The 16,139-nt window shown below is 66.0% G+C and carries 13 protein-coding genes and 1 tRNA gene; 12 read left to right on the top strand and 2 right to left on the bottom strand.

Annotated features, from left to right (window positions below; all coding sequences use genetic code 11):
* The first annotated feature begins 14 nt into the window (after positions 1 to 14).
* The 4 genes from ACZ7PG_RS27660 to ACZ7PG_RS27645 all read left to right on the top strand — a co-directional run bounded on the left by ACZ7PG_RS27660 (position 15) and on the right by ACZ7PG_RS27645 (position 5,721).
* Positions 15 to 2,240 carry a DEAD/DEAH box helicase gene (locus ACZ7PG_RS27660; protein WP_470241963.1) on the top strand — a complete coding sequence of 742 codons (2,226 nt, stop codon included), beginning with the start codon at positions 15 to 17 and terminating at the stop codon, positions 2,238 to 2,240.
* A 50-nt stretch (positions 2,241 to 2,290) separates the two neighbouring features.
* Entirely contained in the window at positions 2,291 to 3,466 is a 1,176-nt protein-coding gene (locus ACZ7PG_RS27655) for a DUF262 domain-containing protein (protein WP_470241962.1), read from the top strand.
* The gene (locus ACZ7PG_RS27650) at positions 3,456 to 4,811 is read left to right on the top strand and encodes a GmrSD restriction endonuclease domain-containing protein (RefSeq protein WP_470241961.1); all 1,356 of its coding nucleotides are present in this window, start codon (positions 3,456 to 3,458) and stop codon (positions 4,809 to 4,811) included. Before ACZ7PG_RS27655 ends, ACZ7PG_RS27650 begins: the two co-directional genes overlap by 11 nt.
* A gap of 187 nt (positions 4,812 to 4,998) precedes the next feature.
* A complete protein-coding gene (locus ACZ7PG_RS27645) occupies positions 4,999 to 5,721 on the top strand; it encodes an endonuclease VII domain-containing protein (RefSeq protein ID WP_470241960.1) in 723 nt (240 codons plus the stop codon).
* Between the two features lie 191 nt (positions 5,722 to 5,912).
* Here the strand turns inward: ACZ7PG_RS27645 and ACZ7PG_RS27640 are convergent, their stop codons facing one another.
* Complete coding sequence (locus ACZ7PG_RS27640; protein WP_470241959.1) at positions 5,913 to 6,764, bottom strand: hypothetical protein; 852 nt, start codon at positions 6,762 to 6,764, stop codon at positions 5,913 to 5,915.
* A gap of 548 nt (positions 6,765 to 7,312) precedes the next feature.
* On the opposite strand from ACZ7PG_RS27640, the gene ACZ7PG_RS27635 reads away from it, so the two are divergent.
* Complete coding sequence (locus tag ACZ7PG_RS27635) at positions 7,313 to 8,272, top strand: hypothetical protein (protein WP_470241958.1); 960 nt, start codon at positions 7,313 to 7,315, stop codon at positions 8,270 to 8,272.
* Positions 8,273 to 8,824: 552 nt separating this feature from the next.
* Here the strand turns inward: ACZ7PG_RS27635 and ACZ7PG_RS27630 are convergent.
* Positions 8,825 to 8,897, bottom strand: a tRNA-Arg gene (locus ACZ7PG_RS27630).
* 263 nt (positions 8,898 to 9,160) lie between these two features.
* Between ACZ7PG_RS27630 and ACZ7PG_RS27625 the strand changes: the two genes are divergently transcribed.
* From ACZ7PG_RS27625 to ACZ7PG_RS27595, 7 genes are all read left to right on the top strand, one after another.
* On the top strand, positions 9,161 to 9,814 hold the full coding sequence (locus ACZ7PG_RS27625; RefSeq protein ID WP_013230063.1) for a response regulator: 654 nt from the start codon (positions 9,161 to 9,163) through the stop codon (positions 9,812 to 9,814).
* Positions 9,815 to 10,423, top strand: coding sequence for a trimeric intracellular cation channel family protein (locus ACZ7PG_RS27620; RefSeq protein ID WP_470241957.1), 609 nt, complete (start codon positions 9,815 to 9,817; stop codon positions 10,421 to 10,423). It abuts the gene before it with no gap.
* Positions 10,424 to 10,490: 67 nt separating this feature from the next.
* A complete protein-coding gene (locus ACZ7PG_RS27615) occupies positions 10,491 to 11,183 on the top strand; it encodes a response regulator transcription factor (protein WP_155540830.1) in 693 nt (230 codons plus the stop codon).
* The gene (locus ACZ7PG_RS27610) at positions 11,180 to 12,589 is read left to right on the top strand and encodes a sensor histidine kinase (protein ID WP_470241956.1); all 1,410 of its coding nucleotides are present in this window, start codon (positions 11,180 to 11,182) and stop codon (positions 12,587 to 12,589) included. The genes ACZ7PG_RS27615 and ACZ7PG_RS27610 overlap by 4 nt, the downstream gene beginning before the upstream one ends.
* Positions 12,590 to 12,733: 144 nt before the next feature.
* Positions 12,734 to 13,534, top strand: coding sequence for a DeoR/GlpR family DNA-binding transcription regulator (locus tag ACZ7PG_RS27605; protein WP_364622263.1), 801 nt, complete (start codon positions 12,734 to 12,736; stop codon positions 13,532 to 13,534).
* A complete protein-coding gene (gene galT / locus ACZ7PG_RS27600) occupies positions 13,531 to 14,613 on the top strand; it encodes a galactose-1-phosphate uridylyltransferase (RefSeq protein WP_470241955.1) in 1,083 nt (360 codons plus the stop codon). Before ACZ7PG_RS27605 ends, galT begins: the two co-directional genes overlap by 4 nt.
* Positions 14,614 to 14,685: 72 nt before the next feature.
* Positions 14,686 to 16,107: a S1C family serine protease gene (locus ACZ7PG_RS27595; protein WP_470241954.1), complete on the top strand. Its 1,422-nt coding sequence runs from the start codon at positions 14,686 to 14,688 to the stop codon at positions 16,105 to 16,107.
* The last annotated feature ends 32 nt before the right edge of the window (positions 16,108 to 16,139 follow it).

Here is a 16,139-nt window from a genome sequence, read left to right as displayed (position 1 = left end):
GGGGAGGCATTCTGGTGCGGGAGGGCGAAGGGATTGCTCCGAGTGTCTTGAAAGCTGCCAAGACCAAGGTCGGAGCGGTGGCAAGAACGACGCTCGGCAACGCCCGAAGCTTCTCCGAACGGGCTGCGGCCCTGCTGTCGGCTCCGGAGGTGCTCCGCGACACCGCCCGTCAGCAGGTCAGGCTCCTCGCTGACGAGGAGACACGAGCTGCGCTCGGCACCCGGCCGGTCGCCGAGCTGCGGAACCTCGCTGGCAAGGGGGTCCGGTTCTCTGCGCTGGCCGAAGCCGGCTACCGCACCGTCGCGGACGTCGTCGACGCCAGTGAGTACGAGCTGCAGGCTGTTCCCGGTATCGGACAGCAGACCGCTCACCAGGTCTGGTCGGCCGCTCGGCGCCTGAGACGCGAGGTGCAAAGCGAGACCCGTGTCCGGTTCGATCCGGATCGCCAAGAGCCGGGGCAGACCCAGCTCCTGTGCACCCTGACCGCCGTACAGCGCGCGGACCGCGCAAGGGCGTCGTTGCAAGCACCGCTCCAGCAGATCGCAGCTCAGACCCGGCAGCTGGCCGAACAGGCCGAGCCCACCGCGAGCCGCACCACGATGTTCTTCAGCGGCCGCGCCAGGAAACAGGCGGCCTTGACCGCGCTGGTGCAGCTCGAAGCGCTCTTCGCCGACCCTCGGGTGACTTCGGTGCAGGAGGCGGTGCAACGGGAAGAACGTGCGCTGTCTCCCGGTGCGGAAGCCCCGGCGCGGCTTTGGCAGGAGTACGCCAACGACGCCGCCTCGTTCAATGCACTGCTGTCCACGGTCGGTGGCCAGGGTGAGGGCGAGGAAACCGAAGCCGCGCAGGGCTTCGTCCCGGAGGAGCTGCGCCAAGAGATCACTGCGGTCCCGCTGGACACCAGATTGCTCAAAGCAACCCTTCGTGGCTACCAGGTGTTCGGCGCGCAGTACGCGATCCACCGGAAGTACGCGATCCTCGGCGACGAGATGGGACTCGGCAAGACGGTCCAAGCGCTCGCCGCGATGACGCACATGGCAGCCGTGGGCCAGACCCGCTTCCTCGTGGTGTGTCCGGCGAGCGTGCAGATCAACTGGATCAACGAAATCGGCAAGCACACCGAGCTGGTGGCGCACAGTCTGCACGGTCCCGATCGAGGATCGGCGGCGCAGCGCTGGTTGCGAACCGGCGGAGTCGCTGTCACCACGTTCACGACGCTCGGCCGTCTTGACGAAGTGATCGACGCCAACGTCGCTCTGCTGGTGGTCGATGAAGCTCACTACGTCAAGAATCCGGCTTCGCAGCGCTCCGGGCACGTTGCGTTGGCTGTCAGCCACGCCCAACGAGCTCTCTTCCTCACCGGCACGCCGATGGAGAACCGCGTCGAAGAATTCCGGAATCTCGTCAACTACCTCCAGCCGGCCACCGCCGGCCGGATCGATGCCACCGACGCCCTTGCGGGCGCCCGACGGTTCCGCCGTGCTGTCGCTCCTGTTTACCTGCGGCGCAACCAGGAAGACGTGCTCACCGAGCTGCCCGACAAGATCGAAGTCGAAGACTGGGTCCGGTTGACCGGGGATGATGAACGGGCCTACGCGGATGCCGTGCGGTCGCGCAACCTGATGCAGATGCGCCAGGCGGCGTACCACGCGCCGGGGCCGGCCAAGCTGGATCGCCTCGCTGAGATCGTGGACGAGGCCCGCGAGGACGGTCTCAAGGTCGTGGTGTTCTCCAACTTCCTCAGGGTGCTCGACACGATCCAAGGCAAGCTCGGTGCGGCGGCGATGGGGCCGCTCACCGGTTCGGTACCCCCGCGGGCGCGGCAAGAACTCGTCAACGCCTTCACCCACAAGGACGGGCACGCGGTGCTGCTCAGTCAGATCGAGGCAGGCGGCGTCGGGTTGAACATCCAGGCCGCCTCGGTGGTGATCATCGCCGAACCGCAGTGGAAACCCAGCATCGAGGAACAAGCGGTCGCGCGTGCTTATCGAATGGGGCAGATCCGCAAGGTTCAAGTTCACCGCTTGCTGGCCAAGGGCAGTGTGGACGAACGCATGCGTGAAATCCAGGAGCGCAAGAGCCTGCTCTTCGCCGAGTTCGCTCGCAAGAGCGACGCCAAGGAAGCCAGCAGCCAGGCGGTCGACACCAGCGAGCACCGACCGGCCTTCCTCGACGATGACGCCGTGTCGGTGAAGCAGCGCATCGTCCTCGCCGAGCAACACCGGCTCGGCATCACCTGATCGAACGAAATCGCTTGCGCACAGATCGACCGAAATGGAGATGGACAAAGGTGGTAGCGGCCCGCGAGACGACGCTGCAGGAGCTCCTGGAGGGCTCCAGGCAGTACCAGGTCCCCCTGTATCAGCGGACCTACTCATGGGAGACCAAGCAGCTGGAACAGCTGTGGGACGACATCGTTCAGCTCGTCGCGGACCGGGCCGAGGACTCCGGAGTCACACACTTCATCGGATCCGTGGTGCTGGCGCCGAGCCCGTCCAACGGGCCTGCCGGAGTGCAGGAGTTCCTGGTCATCGACGGCCAGCAGCGGTTGACGAGCTTGTCGATTCTGCTTTGCGCTCTCCGCGATCACCGGGCGAAACACGAGGGCGCGGAGCACCGGGAACGCATCGACCAGCAGTACCTCGTGAACCGGTGGAAGCCCGAGCGGCAGCGGCTCAAGTTGGTACCGACCCAGGCGGATCGGCCTGCGTACCAGGCTTGTCTCGACGCCACCCCACAGGCCGGCGGAACCGACCCGATCGGTGCCGCGTACCGACACTTTTCCGCGAAGCTCGCTGCCGCAGACGACCCGGACGATCCTGAAGACATCGAGCGGATCGAAGACGCCGTCATCTCCGGGCTTGCTCTGGTGTCGGTCACGGCCCAGCACGGCGACAACCCGCATCGGATCTTCGAGTCGCTGAACAACACCGGGTTGCGGCTAAGCCAGGCCGACCTGCTGCGGAACTACCTGTTCATGCGGTTGCCCACGCGTGGTGAAACCGTCTACAAGTCGCTCTGGCTGCCTCTTCAGCAGCACCTCGATCGTGACAAGCTCGAACAGCTCTTCTGGCTCGATCTCGTGCAACGCGATCCCCGCATCAAGCAGACCGACACCTACGCCCGCCAGCAGCGTCGTCTCGAACTGATGCGGACCGAAGACGAGATCGAGAAAGAAGTGGCGCGGTTCAGCCGCCTCGGACAGCTCTTGCGCAAGATCCACGATCCGTCGCTCGAAGCGGACGCGTCCGTGCGGCGACGGCTTGTCCGGCTCCGCGACTGGGGCACGACGACTGTGTACCCGGTGCTGTTGCACCTGCTCGATCGTCGAGACCGCGGCACGGCCGACTCCCAGCAGATCGCCACGGCCATGCTCTACCTCTTTCGTACGCCGGCTCCTCATCGGCCGCGCCACCGCCAGCGTCAACCGCGTCCTGCTGGCGATCGTCACCGAAATGGACGCTGAGCTGCCAGTGGATCAAGCGCTGCACCAGTACCTCTCGATGGGCCGCAAGTACTACGCGACCGACCAGGATCTCCGGGCGGCGATCCGATCCATCCCCTATTACCTGAACGGCCGGCCGAACCAGCGTTCGCTCGTTCTGCGCTGGCTCGAGGAGACGTACGCCAGCAAGGAGCCGGTCGTCCTCTCGGGGCTCACCATCGAGCACGTGCTTCCGCAGACGGCCACCAATGAGTGGCGAGAAATGCTCAGTGCAGACCTCGAGGCGGGTGAGGAGTTCGGGCAAGCGCATGAAGCGATCAAGCACACCCTGGGTAACCTGACTCTCACTGGTTACAACGCCACCCTGAGCAACAGTCCGTTCGCGGTCAAGCGGCCACAGCTGGCATCGAGCGGCGTGCGCATGAACCAGGAGATCGCCGAGCAAGAGCGGTGGAGCCGCCCGCAAATCCACGCGCGTGCCGACGCACTGGCGGAGCGGGTGATCGACGCTTGGCCTGGCCCGAGCGAGCGTTCCGCCGCGGTCTCTGGTCCGGCTTGGAACGTCGTCGATCAAGCCCTGGCAGCGCTGCCCGCCGGATCGTGGACCACGTACGGTGACCTGGCCGCGTTGATCGGCAGTCAGGCCATCGCCGTCGGCCAACGCCTGGCGACGACGGTGACACCGAACGCGCACCGAGTCCTGCAGTCGGAGGGCAAGGTGTCGCCGAGCTTCGCCTGGGTGGACCCGTCGCGGACCGACGATCCCCGTGCACTGCTGGAGGCAGAGGGCCTGCCGTTCGACCTGCACGGACGCGCCGAACCGGAACGACGTTTCACGACGGAACAGCTCGCAGTCCTGCTCGGGGCCGAGATCCCGGATCAGGTTCCCGAGATCGGCCCGGGACAGGACGGCCGGTTGCGCGACCGCTTCCGCGCCCAGCTCATCGATCGGCAGGGTCCGGACGTCGCCCGGGCAGTGGCCGAGGTGATCAACGCGTGGACAGAACTCGGCGGTCAGCTGGAGTACGGGACCGATCAGGAAACATCCTGCTTCCTGATGTCCCGCGAGAAAGCCGACCCCGGAGGCAACATCTGGCCGGCGACCCTCTACCCGAGCGGCAAGTTCGAGGTGGTGTTCCAGTACCTAACCACCCGCCCACCGTTCGACGACCGCAGCCGGCGTGAGGAGCTGCGGCAGCGACTCAACGAGATCGAGGGTGTCGACCTGCCGGAAGCCAAGCTCGAGCAGCGTCCTGGGTTCCCGCTCGAACTTCTGGCTCATCATGCCAAGCGTCAGATGCTTGTCGAGGTGCTGGGGTGGTTCCACGAGCTGGCACGAAAGGACATCGAGCGCACGAAGGAATAAGGATTTAAGGACCGGAAGGTGCCCCCGGCAGGATTCGAACCTGCGACACCCGCTTTTGTGGATCATGTTTGTGGTCGATCGTCGATAGTGATCGACATGACCTTCGAGCTGGCAACCTCTCGGGCTACGGCGAGCCTAGACCAGTGGTCACTTGTGGTCATGTCGCGACCATTGGCGAGGGTAAAGCATGGTCTGGGCAGCTCTCGTCATGGGCGCGGCGACGGCTGAGGCTGGCTCGCGCCGATGCCAGCGGGCTCCACGCGGCCTGACCAGACGTAGCTGTGGAGCGTCCGCAACAGCAACACCTCAGGCCACTCCGCTCGTCGCAGCCTTGAATGTCGGTATTCGATGGGACAATGGAACCATGGACGACATCCCGCGAGGCAGTAGTAGGGCGCGGCGACTCAAGCACACGTACAACATCACAGAGACCACGTGGGATCAGATCCTTGCTGACCAGGGTCACCAGTGTGCGCTCTGCGGCACGGACTCCCCGGGCGGCAAGGGGTGGATGGTCGATCACGATCACACTTGCTGTCCTGGAATTCGATCATGTGGAGCGTGTATCCGCGGTATCCTTTGTGGCCATTGCAACAGCGGCCTCGGGCACTTTCAGGATAGCGTTGATCGTCTCAAGAAAGCCATCGACTACATGGATCGGGGAACGATCACCGTTCCGGTCGCGTTTCCAGAAGCAGCACGTGCCCGGACTCCGCAAGTTTCGCGATCGCCGCGCGACTTACGAGCCGAGATTACGGACTATTTGGCGAGCAATCCTGAGGCGGGTGTCCGCGAAGTGGCAAGGGCGGTCGGCTGTTCCCTTTCGGCGGCGAGCGAACATGTACGTGTCGTCCGCCTGGCTGGGCGTACAGTCATTCCGGGAATGAGGAGTATTGAAGTCCTCGACTAGGTCATCTAAGAATACCGCGCATCTGAACCAAGGTCCCCTTGCTCTAATAAGTCTTTCTGCGGACCTGGGTCGGCGAGGGCGATGGTGTCAATGACCAGCGTTAAACCTCTGCGCTGCGCGGTCGTCATAGGTCGCCTGTAGGCGATAATACGGTGTGACAAGGATGTGACATGAGCCGGGTTGCACGAGCGTCACCGCTGGCCGCGAGGCCGCGTGGATGTCAGCCGCAGTAAGACGGCACCCACCACGTGCACTGCGAGCCAAGCATCTCCCAGCTCTGCTTCAGTGGCGGAGTGCGCATCGCCCGTGTTGCTACGATCGGCAGACACCCAGTTCATCGACGCCTCTAGTGAAGTCAACAACGGCAAATCATGGCTAGCAATCAAGCCAGAGTTCTTTGCAGACTTGATCAACGGGCCAAGGGCATTACCTTTGCATCCTAGGATCTGCAGCATCTCCTGAAGGGCTGTGCCAGTGTCAGTGATTGCGTCACCTGGCTTCCCTTCGGATATCTCGCCGAGGGCATCCTGGTAAGCTTTTTCGACGCGCTCGTATTTTTTGTCTCCCGCTAGAAGTAGAAGTGTAGGTGAAACGATTGAAACATGAAGCTCTCGTGACTTAAACTCGACGACCTGGTCATTGACGAACTCAAAACTCAGGCGATGTTCGCGGAGAATCGTGTTAGTTGTATCTTGGAACAATTCGATAGATTCCCATGATACATAGGGGCGATGTCTGATCGCTTGGAACATCGCCTCGATCACGGTCGGCATCATGTCGTCTGGGCACTTCATTACGTAGTTTCCGAAGTCGACCCAATCGTTCAAGTTTGGCGCTGTTAGGTACATCTTCCCTTCGTCGCGAAGAATCAATCGCCGCGCCAAGGCTCCCGTTTCCGGGGTGCTCCCGGGGTTTGAGTCGGTGAAAGAATGAAGGAATTTCGTTCGAACGGCTTCGTCGAACTTTGCTGTCCATAGATTCTCGCCGGCGGCTTCACGCTTTGCCAACTCTTCCAATCGCTGGCGACGTCGATGCAACATCATCTTGTCATGCTAGCTCATCCTGGCCGTGACTTCGTGTTGCCAACTTGCGTTGTGGCTGGCGGGCTACGGGATCGATCAGAAAATTTCTCACGAGTGTCGTTGTCGCGTTGCTGACGTGGGTGCGGTTGGGGGCACGGCATGGCCGTAATGCTCCGGAAGGGCGCCACATTTGCCTACTTGCGACAGAACACCGAACGCCTGACCCGAGGGCCCCTTGCACTTACTCGGCCGATCGATGACCTGCCGAGCCATCCGACTATGTGCGTTGATCAGGGAAGATCTCGGTCCTTGGCTGCGATCATTTGTCGTCGTTGGCCGGTGCTATGTGGGCAGAATGTGGGCTACGGCCGCAACCGGCGAACAGAGCCTAATCAGGACGTTGCCGTAACTGCCCCCCCCGTCGATTGGGAGAGCACGGTGTCCGGTTGGTCGCGTTCGGAGCCTGCAGCATGTCTCCAGGCGGTAACGATCCGTCGCTTTCGGTAGCAGAATTCTGGCTAGATAAGATCAAATGTTGCCAGGTTGCCGACTAGTCCGAGGGTGGAAAGTTGTCGAAACAGGGTGAATCTTCGCGACTTGATGACGGCAATCTGCTTTTAAAGTGGAGAAGTGTCGGAATTGTCGGCGGCTTGAGTGGATTGGGCTGCCTTGGGGTTTTAATTACTGTCGTTAGCATTAAGGACATAGATACACTTTCCACCGTTGCGCTCGTATTGGCGGTCCTCGCATTTGCTATACAGATAATGATCTTCATTGCGCAGACTGCTGCAGCCACCGAGCAAAGTAAATCGACACTCGAAATAAATTCCGAGACAAAGTCGATGCTAAGCGAGCTTCGTGCGCGAACGCAGGCGACAAATGACGTATTGAATGTGCAATTCAATAAGCTTCTCGACAAGATGCTGGTGGTCACTCAGGAGTCGGAGCAGAATGCTGCGGAGGATGTGGCAAATTCTCCTGGGGAGAGCTTTGAAGTCTACTTGCAGGAGATGAGATCTGCACTCCTTGAGCTTAAGAAAGAAGTGAACAACTCATCAAGGGCTCGATCTTACTCGCACGAAGAGTGGCAAGATATCCGCGATGAGCGTACGACTAGGGTGAGACTTCTTGAGCTGCGACAGTGGCCGAACCGAAGGGTGGAGCAAAGCCTTTTTGAGACAGGATTGGAAAACCTTAGCGAAGAGGCCGCTTTGCTGCTCGATAGGCTTGCGCGATCTTATTTGCGTAGTGGTGCGCGCGATGGTAGTTACTTCAGATTTGGATCCAATGATGCCGCGAAGGTGGAGTTGGAGAGAATTGGCGTTATCCGTCAGGCGGATGATGCTCCGGATTCTGGATTCTATGCATTTACCGGAAAAGGGCGAGCTGCGGCGCGGTTGACGCTTGCTGACCCACCGCAGCATGCCATTCGCAAGTTCCCCTGGCTGAAGTATTTGCGCCCCACCTTGTTTGATGCGATCGCCGCGCCCGATACTTCCAGCGAGGGAAAGAGCGAATCCTCTGGCTAATCGAAGTGGGCGGGCTTTCGGCATCTCGTCGACCTGGCGTAGCCCGATCCCGCCGCGTCAAGGGGGCAATTCCCGCTCGACCGCCGCGTGCCTGCTCGGCTGCCCCCTTGACGCGGTGTGATAGCCCTCCGGGAGGTCAACGAGATGCCGCTTGGCCGCACACGGACGCAACCGCCGCGCCCAACTCGGCCATCTCGGAGACCTGCCCGTCCGGCGAGGACATTCTCTTCTTCTTGAGCCCGGCCCCCGGTGCAGCCGCCGGCCGGTCGCGTGGGTGCCGGAGGCGGGCCCCGCGCGTGCCGGCCGATAGCGGCGCGGCCCCGGAGGGGCCGCCTTGATGACGCCGGCCTGACCGCTCGCGAGATCGCCGATTACCTCGGACACGAGCGCATCAGCACGACTCAAGAGGACTACATGGAACGCGGAGTCGTGGGAGAGGATGTCGGTCCGGCGCTGGCTGAGCGTCCGAAGATCGAGCTTCCCAAAGACGAGGGTTAAGCATGGGCCGAAGTAGTGCGAAGCCCCTGGTCATGACCCCGACCAGGGGTTTTGTGCCCCCGGCAGGATTCGAACCTGCGACACCCGCTTTAGGAGAGCGGTGCTCTATCCCCTGAGCTACGAGGGCCTTCTACTACCCCGGCCAGCTTAGCCTGCCGAACGGCCGTCCAGCACCTGGGGCGGTACGACCTCCGTCGTCACCCAGGTGAGTGGTTCTTGGTGCCGAAGCGAACGACAGATACACCCTGCCGGACGGCCCACCGCACCTGACCTGGACGGACCAGTGCCTCACCTGGTCGTGTCTGGTTTCGAACTGCTGAACAACAGTAGGTAACCTTCGTTAACGGGACGCGGGGAGCCGCCTCCTACTGGCTGTTGCGGAGGGCTTCGTTGATCAAGCTCATGTTCGCCGACGACGAGGAACTGGTGCGCTCGGGGTTGCGCGCGATGATGTCCGGGGCTCAGGACATCGAGATCGTGGGCGAGGCCTCCGATGGCAGATCCGCAGTGGAGGTTGCCCGGCGGTACCACCCCGATGTCGCCCTGCTCGACATCAAGATGCGGGCCCCCGACGATGGCATCCGGGCGCTGCGGGCCATCCTCGCGCTGCCCGATCCGCCCACCGTGGCCATGCTGACCACCTTCGACATCGACGAGTACGTCAGCCTCGCGCTGCGGCTCGGGGCCAACGGCTTCCTCCTCAAGGACATCGATCCCGCCGCTCTCCTGCGGGCGGTCAGGGACCTGAGCAGAGGCGGAGCCGTCCTGGACCCGGGGGTTGCCGCGCGGATGGTCCAGTCCCACCGGGACGAACAACGCGCTGCTCAGCCCGCCCGGAAGCTGCTCGCCTCCCTGTCCGAACGCGAGCGTGAGGTCGTCGCGCTCATCGGGCAGGGGTTGAGCAACGCCGAGATCGGCGGGCGCCTCCACCTGTCCGAAGCCACCGTCAAGGGGTACGTCTCCGCCGTGCTCTCCAAGATCGGGGCGGCCAACCGCGTGCAGGCCGCGCTGCTGGCCTACCGCGGTGGACTCCTCGACCAATAGATGCTGCTCACGGCGCTGGAGTTCCTCGGGCTCGTCGCCTTCGCGGCGTCCGGGGCGCTCGCCGCCGTGCGGGCTCGGCTGGACGTCTTCGGCGTGGTCGTCGTCGGGCTCACCACCGCGCTCGGTGGTGGCGTCATCCGGGACGTCCTGCTCGGCATCCACCCGCCCACGACCCTGCGGAACTGGCCCTATCTCGCCGTCTGCGCGGCGACCGCCCTCATCGTCTTCGCCTTCCACCCTCAGGTCGCGCGGCTGCGGCGGGGCGTGCTGCTCGCCGACGCGCTCGGGCTCGGTGTCTTCGCCACCGCCGGGACGACCATCGCGCTGAACGCCGGCGCCACCGTCTACGCCGCGTGCCTGATCGGCATGACGACCGGGATCGGCGGTGGCGCCGTCCGGGATCTCCTGCTCCGGGAAATCCCCCTGGTCCTGCGGAAAGAGATCTACGCCGTCGCCGCGTTGGCCGGTTCGGTGCTCGTGGTCGTCGGTCACGTTGTGCGACTGCCGGAAGGGCCGGTCACGGTCGTCGCGGCCGCCGGCGTCGTCGCGATCCGGATGATCGCGCTCTGGCGGCACTGGAACGCTCCGGTCGCGCGGGCACCGGAGTGAGGATTCTCTTTGTTAGTTCTGTGTGTGTTCTTAGGCGAGTCTCAGCACGCTGAGTAAAACTATCGCCATGCGCATCCTTGTGGTGGACGACGACCGCGCCGTCCGTGAGTCGCTCCGGCGGTCCCTGGAGTTCAACGGCTACCAGGTCCAGCTGGCCAGCGACGGTGCGCAAGCCCTGGAAGCGATCATCGCCGACCGTCCGGACGCGATGGTCCTCGACGTCATGATGCCCCGGCTCGACGGCCTCGAGGTGGCCCGCCGCCTCCGCAGCACCGGCGATGACCTGCCGATTCTCGTGCTCACCGCGCGCGACACCGTCTCCGACCGCGTGTCCGGGCTGGACGCCGGCGCCGACGACTACCTGCCGAAGCCGTTCGCGCTGGAAGAGCTGCTCGCCCGGCTGCGGGCGCTGCTGCGCCGCGCCACCCCGGACGCCCAGAACGGCCAGGCGTCGGAGATGCTGTCCTTCGCGGATCTGACGCTCGACCCGGGCACGCGCGAGGTCCGCCGCGACGGCCGCGAGATCAGCCTGACCCGGACCGAGTTCGCACTGCTGGAGCTGTTCCTTTCCTACCCGAAGCACGTCCTCACGCGGGGCCGGATACTGGAGGAAGTATGGGGTTACGACTTCCCGACGTCGGGCAACGCGCTGGAGGTCTACGTCGGCTACTTGCGCCGCAAGACGGAGGCCGAGGGGGAGCCGAGGCTGATCCACACGGTGCGCGGAGTGGGGTACGTCCTGAGGGAAACCCCGCCGTGACCGAACCCGGCGATCCCCGCGGCACGCGCTGGGGGACGCGCCGGTTCTCGTTGCGCGGCCGGGTGACGCTGCTCGCCGCCGCCTGTGTCGCCGGCGCCGTCGCGCTGGTCTCGATCGGCGCGTACATGGTCGTGCGCAACAACCTCTACCAGCAGCTGGACGACGGCCTGATGGCCCGCGCCCAGGCGGCCGTCGCGTCGCCGCAGGTGCAGACCGAGCTGCGGCAGGTGCCCGGCGCGTTCCTGGCCAGCGCCGACCTGCAGATCGGGCAGCTCACCGCCGCGCCCGACGTCCAGCACGCCGTGATGACCTACCCGCTCTCGAGCTCGGCGCCGCCGTTCGGCCAGGACGAGCTGAACGTGGCCAACGGCGATTCGGTCGAGTCGATGCGGACGGACTTCCGCACCGACAGCCGCGTCGTCGCGTTGCCGACCGGACACGGCGAGGCCATCGTGCTCGCGCAGTCGATGGGCCCGACGAAGCGCACGCTGAACGAGCTCGCGCTGGTGCTGTTCCTGATCGGTGGCGCCGGCATCCTGGTCGCCGCCGCGGCCGGCACCGCGGTGGCGCGCACTGGCCTGCGCCCGGTCGACCGGCTGACGTCGGCCGCCGAGCGCGTCGCCAAGACCGGCGACCTGCGGCCGATCCCGGTCAGCGGCGACGACGAGCTGGCGCGCCTCACCACGAGCTTCAACACCATGCTCGGCACGGTCGCGGACTCGCAGGAACGCCAGCGCCAGCTGGTCGCGGACGCGGGACACGAGCTGCGGACGCCGTTGACGTCGCTGCGCACCAACCTCGAGCTGCTGCTCGCCGCGAGCAAGCCGGGCGCGCCGCCGCTGCCGGACGCGGACCGCGTCGACATCGTCGCGGACATCAGCGGCCAGCTCGACGAGCTGACGCAGCTCATCGGCGACCTCGTCGAGCTCGCGCGCCAGGACGAGCCGCGCGAACGCTTCGAGCGCGTCGAGCTGCTGGACGTCGTCGAGCGGGCGCTCGACCGGGCACGCCGGCGCGCGGGCGAGATCAACTTCGACGTCTCGCTGCAGCCGTGGGTGCTCACCGGGGACAACAGCTCGATCGAGCGCGCGATCCTGAACCTGCTGGACAACGCGGTGAAGTTCTCGCCGCCGGACGCGACGGTCTGGGTGCGGCTGTACCCGCTCGGCGACGGCACCGCCGTGGTCGAGGTGGCCGACGCCGGCCCGGGCATCGCCGAAGAGGACCTGCCCAAGGTGTTCGACCGCTTCTACCGCTCGTCGGAGGCGCGGACGCTGCCCGGTTCGGGTCTCGGCCTGGCGATCGTCAAGCACGCGGCCGAGCGGCACGGCGGCGCGGTCTACGCGGCGCGGGCGCCCGAGGGCGGCGCGCTGATGACGATCCGGCTGCCGGGGGCGCCCGGCTGATCCGTCGCGGTGTTGTTCGCCCACGCCGCCACGTCTGCTTCGTGACCTGGTCTTTCGAAGTTCACCCACGTCGCCCCTGCGGATCCTGTGTTGAATCGTGTAGGATTTTGTGTGGTTGGGGTGTGACGGGGACGGAGTTGAGCGGTGCTGGCGCGTCAGCGACAGGCGGTGATCCTGGAAGAGGCACGCCGGACCGGTGCGGTCCGGGTCAGTGATCTCGTGACCAGGCTGGGTGTCTCCGACATGACGGTGCGCCGCGATCTCGACGTCCTCGCCGGGCGGGGGCTCGTCGAGAAGGTCTATGGCGGCGCCACTTCGATCGTCGGCAAGAGCACCGACGAACCCGGCTTCGAGGCCAAGTCCGTGCGCCAGCGTGCGCAGAAGGAAGCCATCGCCGAGCTCGCCGCGACCCTCGTGCGGCCCGGCACCGCGATCGGCATCTCCGCCGGCACCACCACGTGGACGCTCGCCCGCGCGCTCGACGCCATCCCGGGCCTCACCATCGTGACCAACTCGATCCAGGTCGCCGACGTGCTCCGCGGGTCGACGCAGCCGGACCGCACCGTCGTGCTCACCGGCGGGGTGCGGACGCCGTCGGACGCGCTGGTCGGGCCGGTCGCCGTGCACAGCCTGCGGTCGCTGCACCTCGACGTCGTCTTCCTCGGCGTGCACGGGATGGCCGACGGGCCGGGGTTCACCACGCCGAACCTCACCGAGAGCGAGACCGACCGCGCGCTGGTCGAGGCCGGGCGCAAGCTCGTCGTGCTCGCCGACCACACCAAGTGGGGCACCGTCGGGATCTCCACGATCGCCGACCTGGACGAGGCCGACGTCGTCGTCACCGATGACGGGATTCCCGACGACGCCAAGGAAATACTCGCCGAAAGGGCAGCGGAACTCATGATCGCCGAAACGGCGGAGACGGTCGAGGCCGAAGAAGCGTGAAGCGGACCGTACGACACCTGGCCGACGGCCGGGAGATCATCTACTTCGACCAGCCCGGCGCGCCCGACCGCGTCGCCGAGGACACCCGCGACCTGCCGCCGGTTTCGGCCGCGTCGGAGATCCGGCTGGACCCGCTGACGAACGAGTGGGTCGCGATGGCCGCGCACCGGCAGACGCGGACGTACAAGCCGCCTGCGGACCTGTGCCCGCTGTGCCCGAGCAAGCCGGGCAAACCGAGCGAGATCCCCGAAAGCGACTACGACGTCGTCGTCTTCGAGAACCGCTTTCCTTCCTTCGCCGAAGATGTCATCGGTGAGCCGTCCACTGTGGATGGTTCCGGGCTCGTGCCGGTGCGCCCGGGCCGTGGACGCTGCGAGGTCGTCTGCTTCACCAGCGACCACGACGGCGCTTTCTCGCGGCTGACCGCGAAGCAGGTACGGGCCGTTGTGGACGCGTGGTCCGATCGCACCGCCGCGCTGTCCGAAGTGCCCGGTGTGGAGCAGGTTTTCCCATTCGAGAACCGCGGCGAGGAAATCGGCGTCACGCTGTCGCACCCGCACGGGCAGATCTACGGCTACCCGTTCGTCACGCCGAAGACCGAGCGGATGCTCGACGTCGCCCGCGCGTACCAGGCGGAACACGGCCGCGCGGTGCTCGGCGACGTGCTGGCCGCGGAGCGGAAGTCCGGTGCGCGCGTGGTGGCGTCCGGCGAGCACTGGACGGCGTACGTGCCGCCGGCGGCCCGCTGGCCCATCGAGGTGCACGTCGTGCCACACCGGCAGGTTCCGGACATCCCGGCGCTGACCGACGCCGAGCGTGACGACTTCGCCGACGTCTACCTGGACGTCCTGCGCCGGTGCGACGCCCTGTACGACCGCCCGCTGCCGTACATCGCGGCGTGGCACCAGGCGCCGGTGCGCCGCGACCGCGAGCTCGGCTGGCTCCACCTGGAACTGTTCTCCGTGTTGCGCGCCAAGGACAAACTGAAGTACCTGGCGGGGTCGGAATCGGGCATGGCGGTGTGGGTCAACGACGCGACGCCGGAGCAGATCGCGGAAAAGCTCCGCGCGGCGGGCTGATCCGGCCATACTCATCTCCGATGCACAGGTTCGGCTCAGGAACCTCTCAGGACCATCGCGCAAGGTGAGGACATGACCGAGAACGACCCCAGCGCGCACGACCCCGCGGCGCCGCGGCACCCCGAGACCGGCCAGCAGGCCGCTCAGGGCGGTTGGGCGGGGAGCCCGTACGGTGACCAGGCCGCCACCCCCGAGTCCGGCGGCACGCCGCAGTACTCGGCGCCGGAGCCGTCCTACCACGCGGTGACCGGGGCCGATCCGTCCTATGCGACGCCGAACCCGTGGTCCGCCCAGGGGACCCCGTCGGGCCAGACCCAGCAGCAGAGCGTCTACCCGCCGCCGAACCCCTACGCGCAATCAGGCGTCTACGGCACGCCGCCGGCGCCTCCCGCGCAGCCGAAGCGCTCCGGCGGCAAGCTGCTCGCCGGCGTCGCGCTGGTGGCGCTGCTCGTCGGCGGCATCGCGGGCGGGGCGGTCGGGTACCTCACCAGCGGTTCGTCCAGCGGTCCGGCCGGCAACGCGCTCGACGCTCCGAAGCCGGCCCAGCAGACGGGCAACGCGCCCGCCGGGTCGGTCGAAGCGGTCGCACAGAAGCTGTCGCCGAGCGTCGTCGAGCTGCAGGTGAGCGGGCAGCAGGGGGCCGGCGAGGGCTCCGGGTTCGTCATCAGCACCGACGGCTACATCCTGACCAACAACCACGTCGTCGAGGTCGCCGCGAACGGCGGCCAGATCCAGGCCGTGTTCCAGGACGGCAAGAAGGCCGCAGCCAAGGTCGTCGGCCGCGACCCGACCACCGACATCGCGGTGGTCAAGGTCGACGGCGTCAACAACCTCACCCCGGTCGAGATCGGCCGGTCCGACGACCTGAAGGTCGGCCAGTCGGTCGTCGCCATCGGCTCGCCGTTCGAGCTGGCCGGCACGGTCACCTCGGGCATCGTCAGCTCGCTGCACCGGCCGGTGCGCGCGGGCGGCGGGCAGGGCGGCCAGGAGACGGTGATGGACGCCGTCCAGACCGACGCGGCGATCAACCCGGGCAACTCGGGCGGTCCGCTGTCGAACATGGCCGGCCAGGTCATCGGCATCAACTCGGCGATCTACAGCCCGCAGTCGGCGTCCGGCGGCCAGGGCCAGGGCGGCTCCGAAAGCGGCAACGTCGGCATCGGGTTCGCGATCCCGATCGACCAGGCCCGCCGCACCGCGGACACGATCATCAAGACCGGCCAGGCCGTGCAGACCTACATCGGCGCGCAGGTCACGGACAACCCGCAGGGCGGCGCCAAGCTCGGTGCCATCACCGCGGGCAGCCCGGCGGAGAAGGCCGGCCTCAAGTCCGGCGACATCGTGACGAAGATCGACGACCGGAACATCGACACGTCCGACACGCTCGTCGCCGCGATCCGCACCCGCGCCCCGGACGAGAAGGCGACGTTCACCCTCTCCGACGGCCGCACGGTCGAGGTGACCCTCGGCGGACAGCCCGTCCCGGCCAACTGATCCCTCCCAGACGCTCGGCCGCCTTGGCGCGG

The sequence above is a fragment of the Amycolatopsis sp. NPDC114504 genome (assembly GCF_055633595.1).
This window is presented reverse-complemented; position numbering and strand designations above follow the sequence as displayed.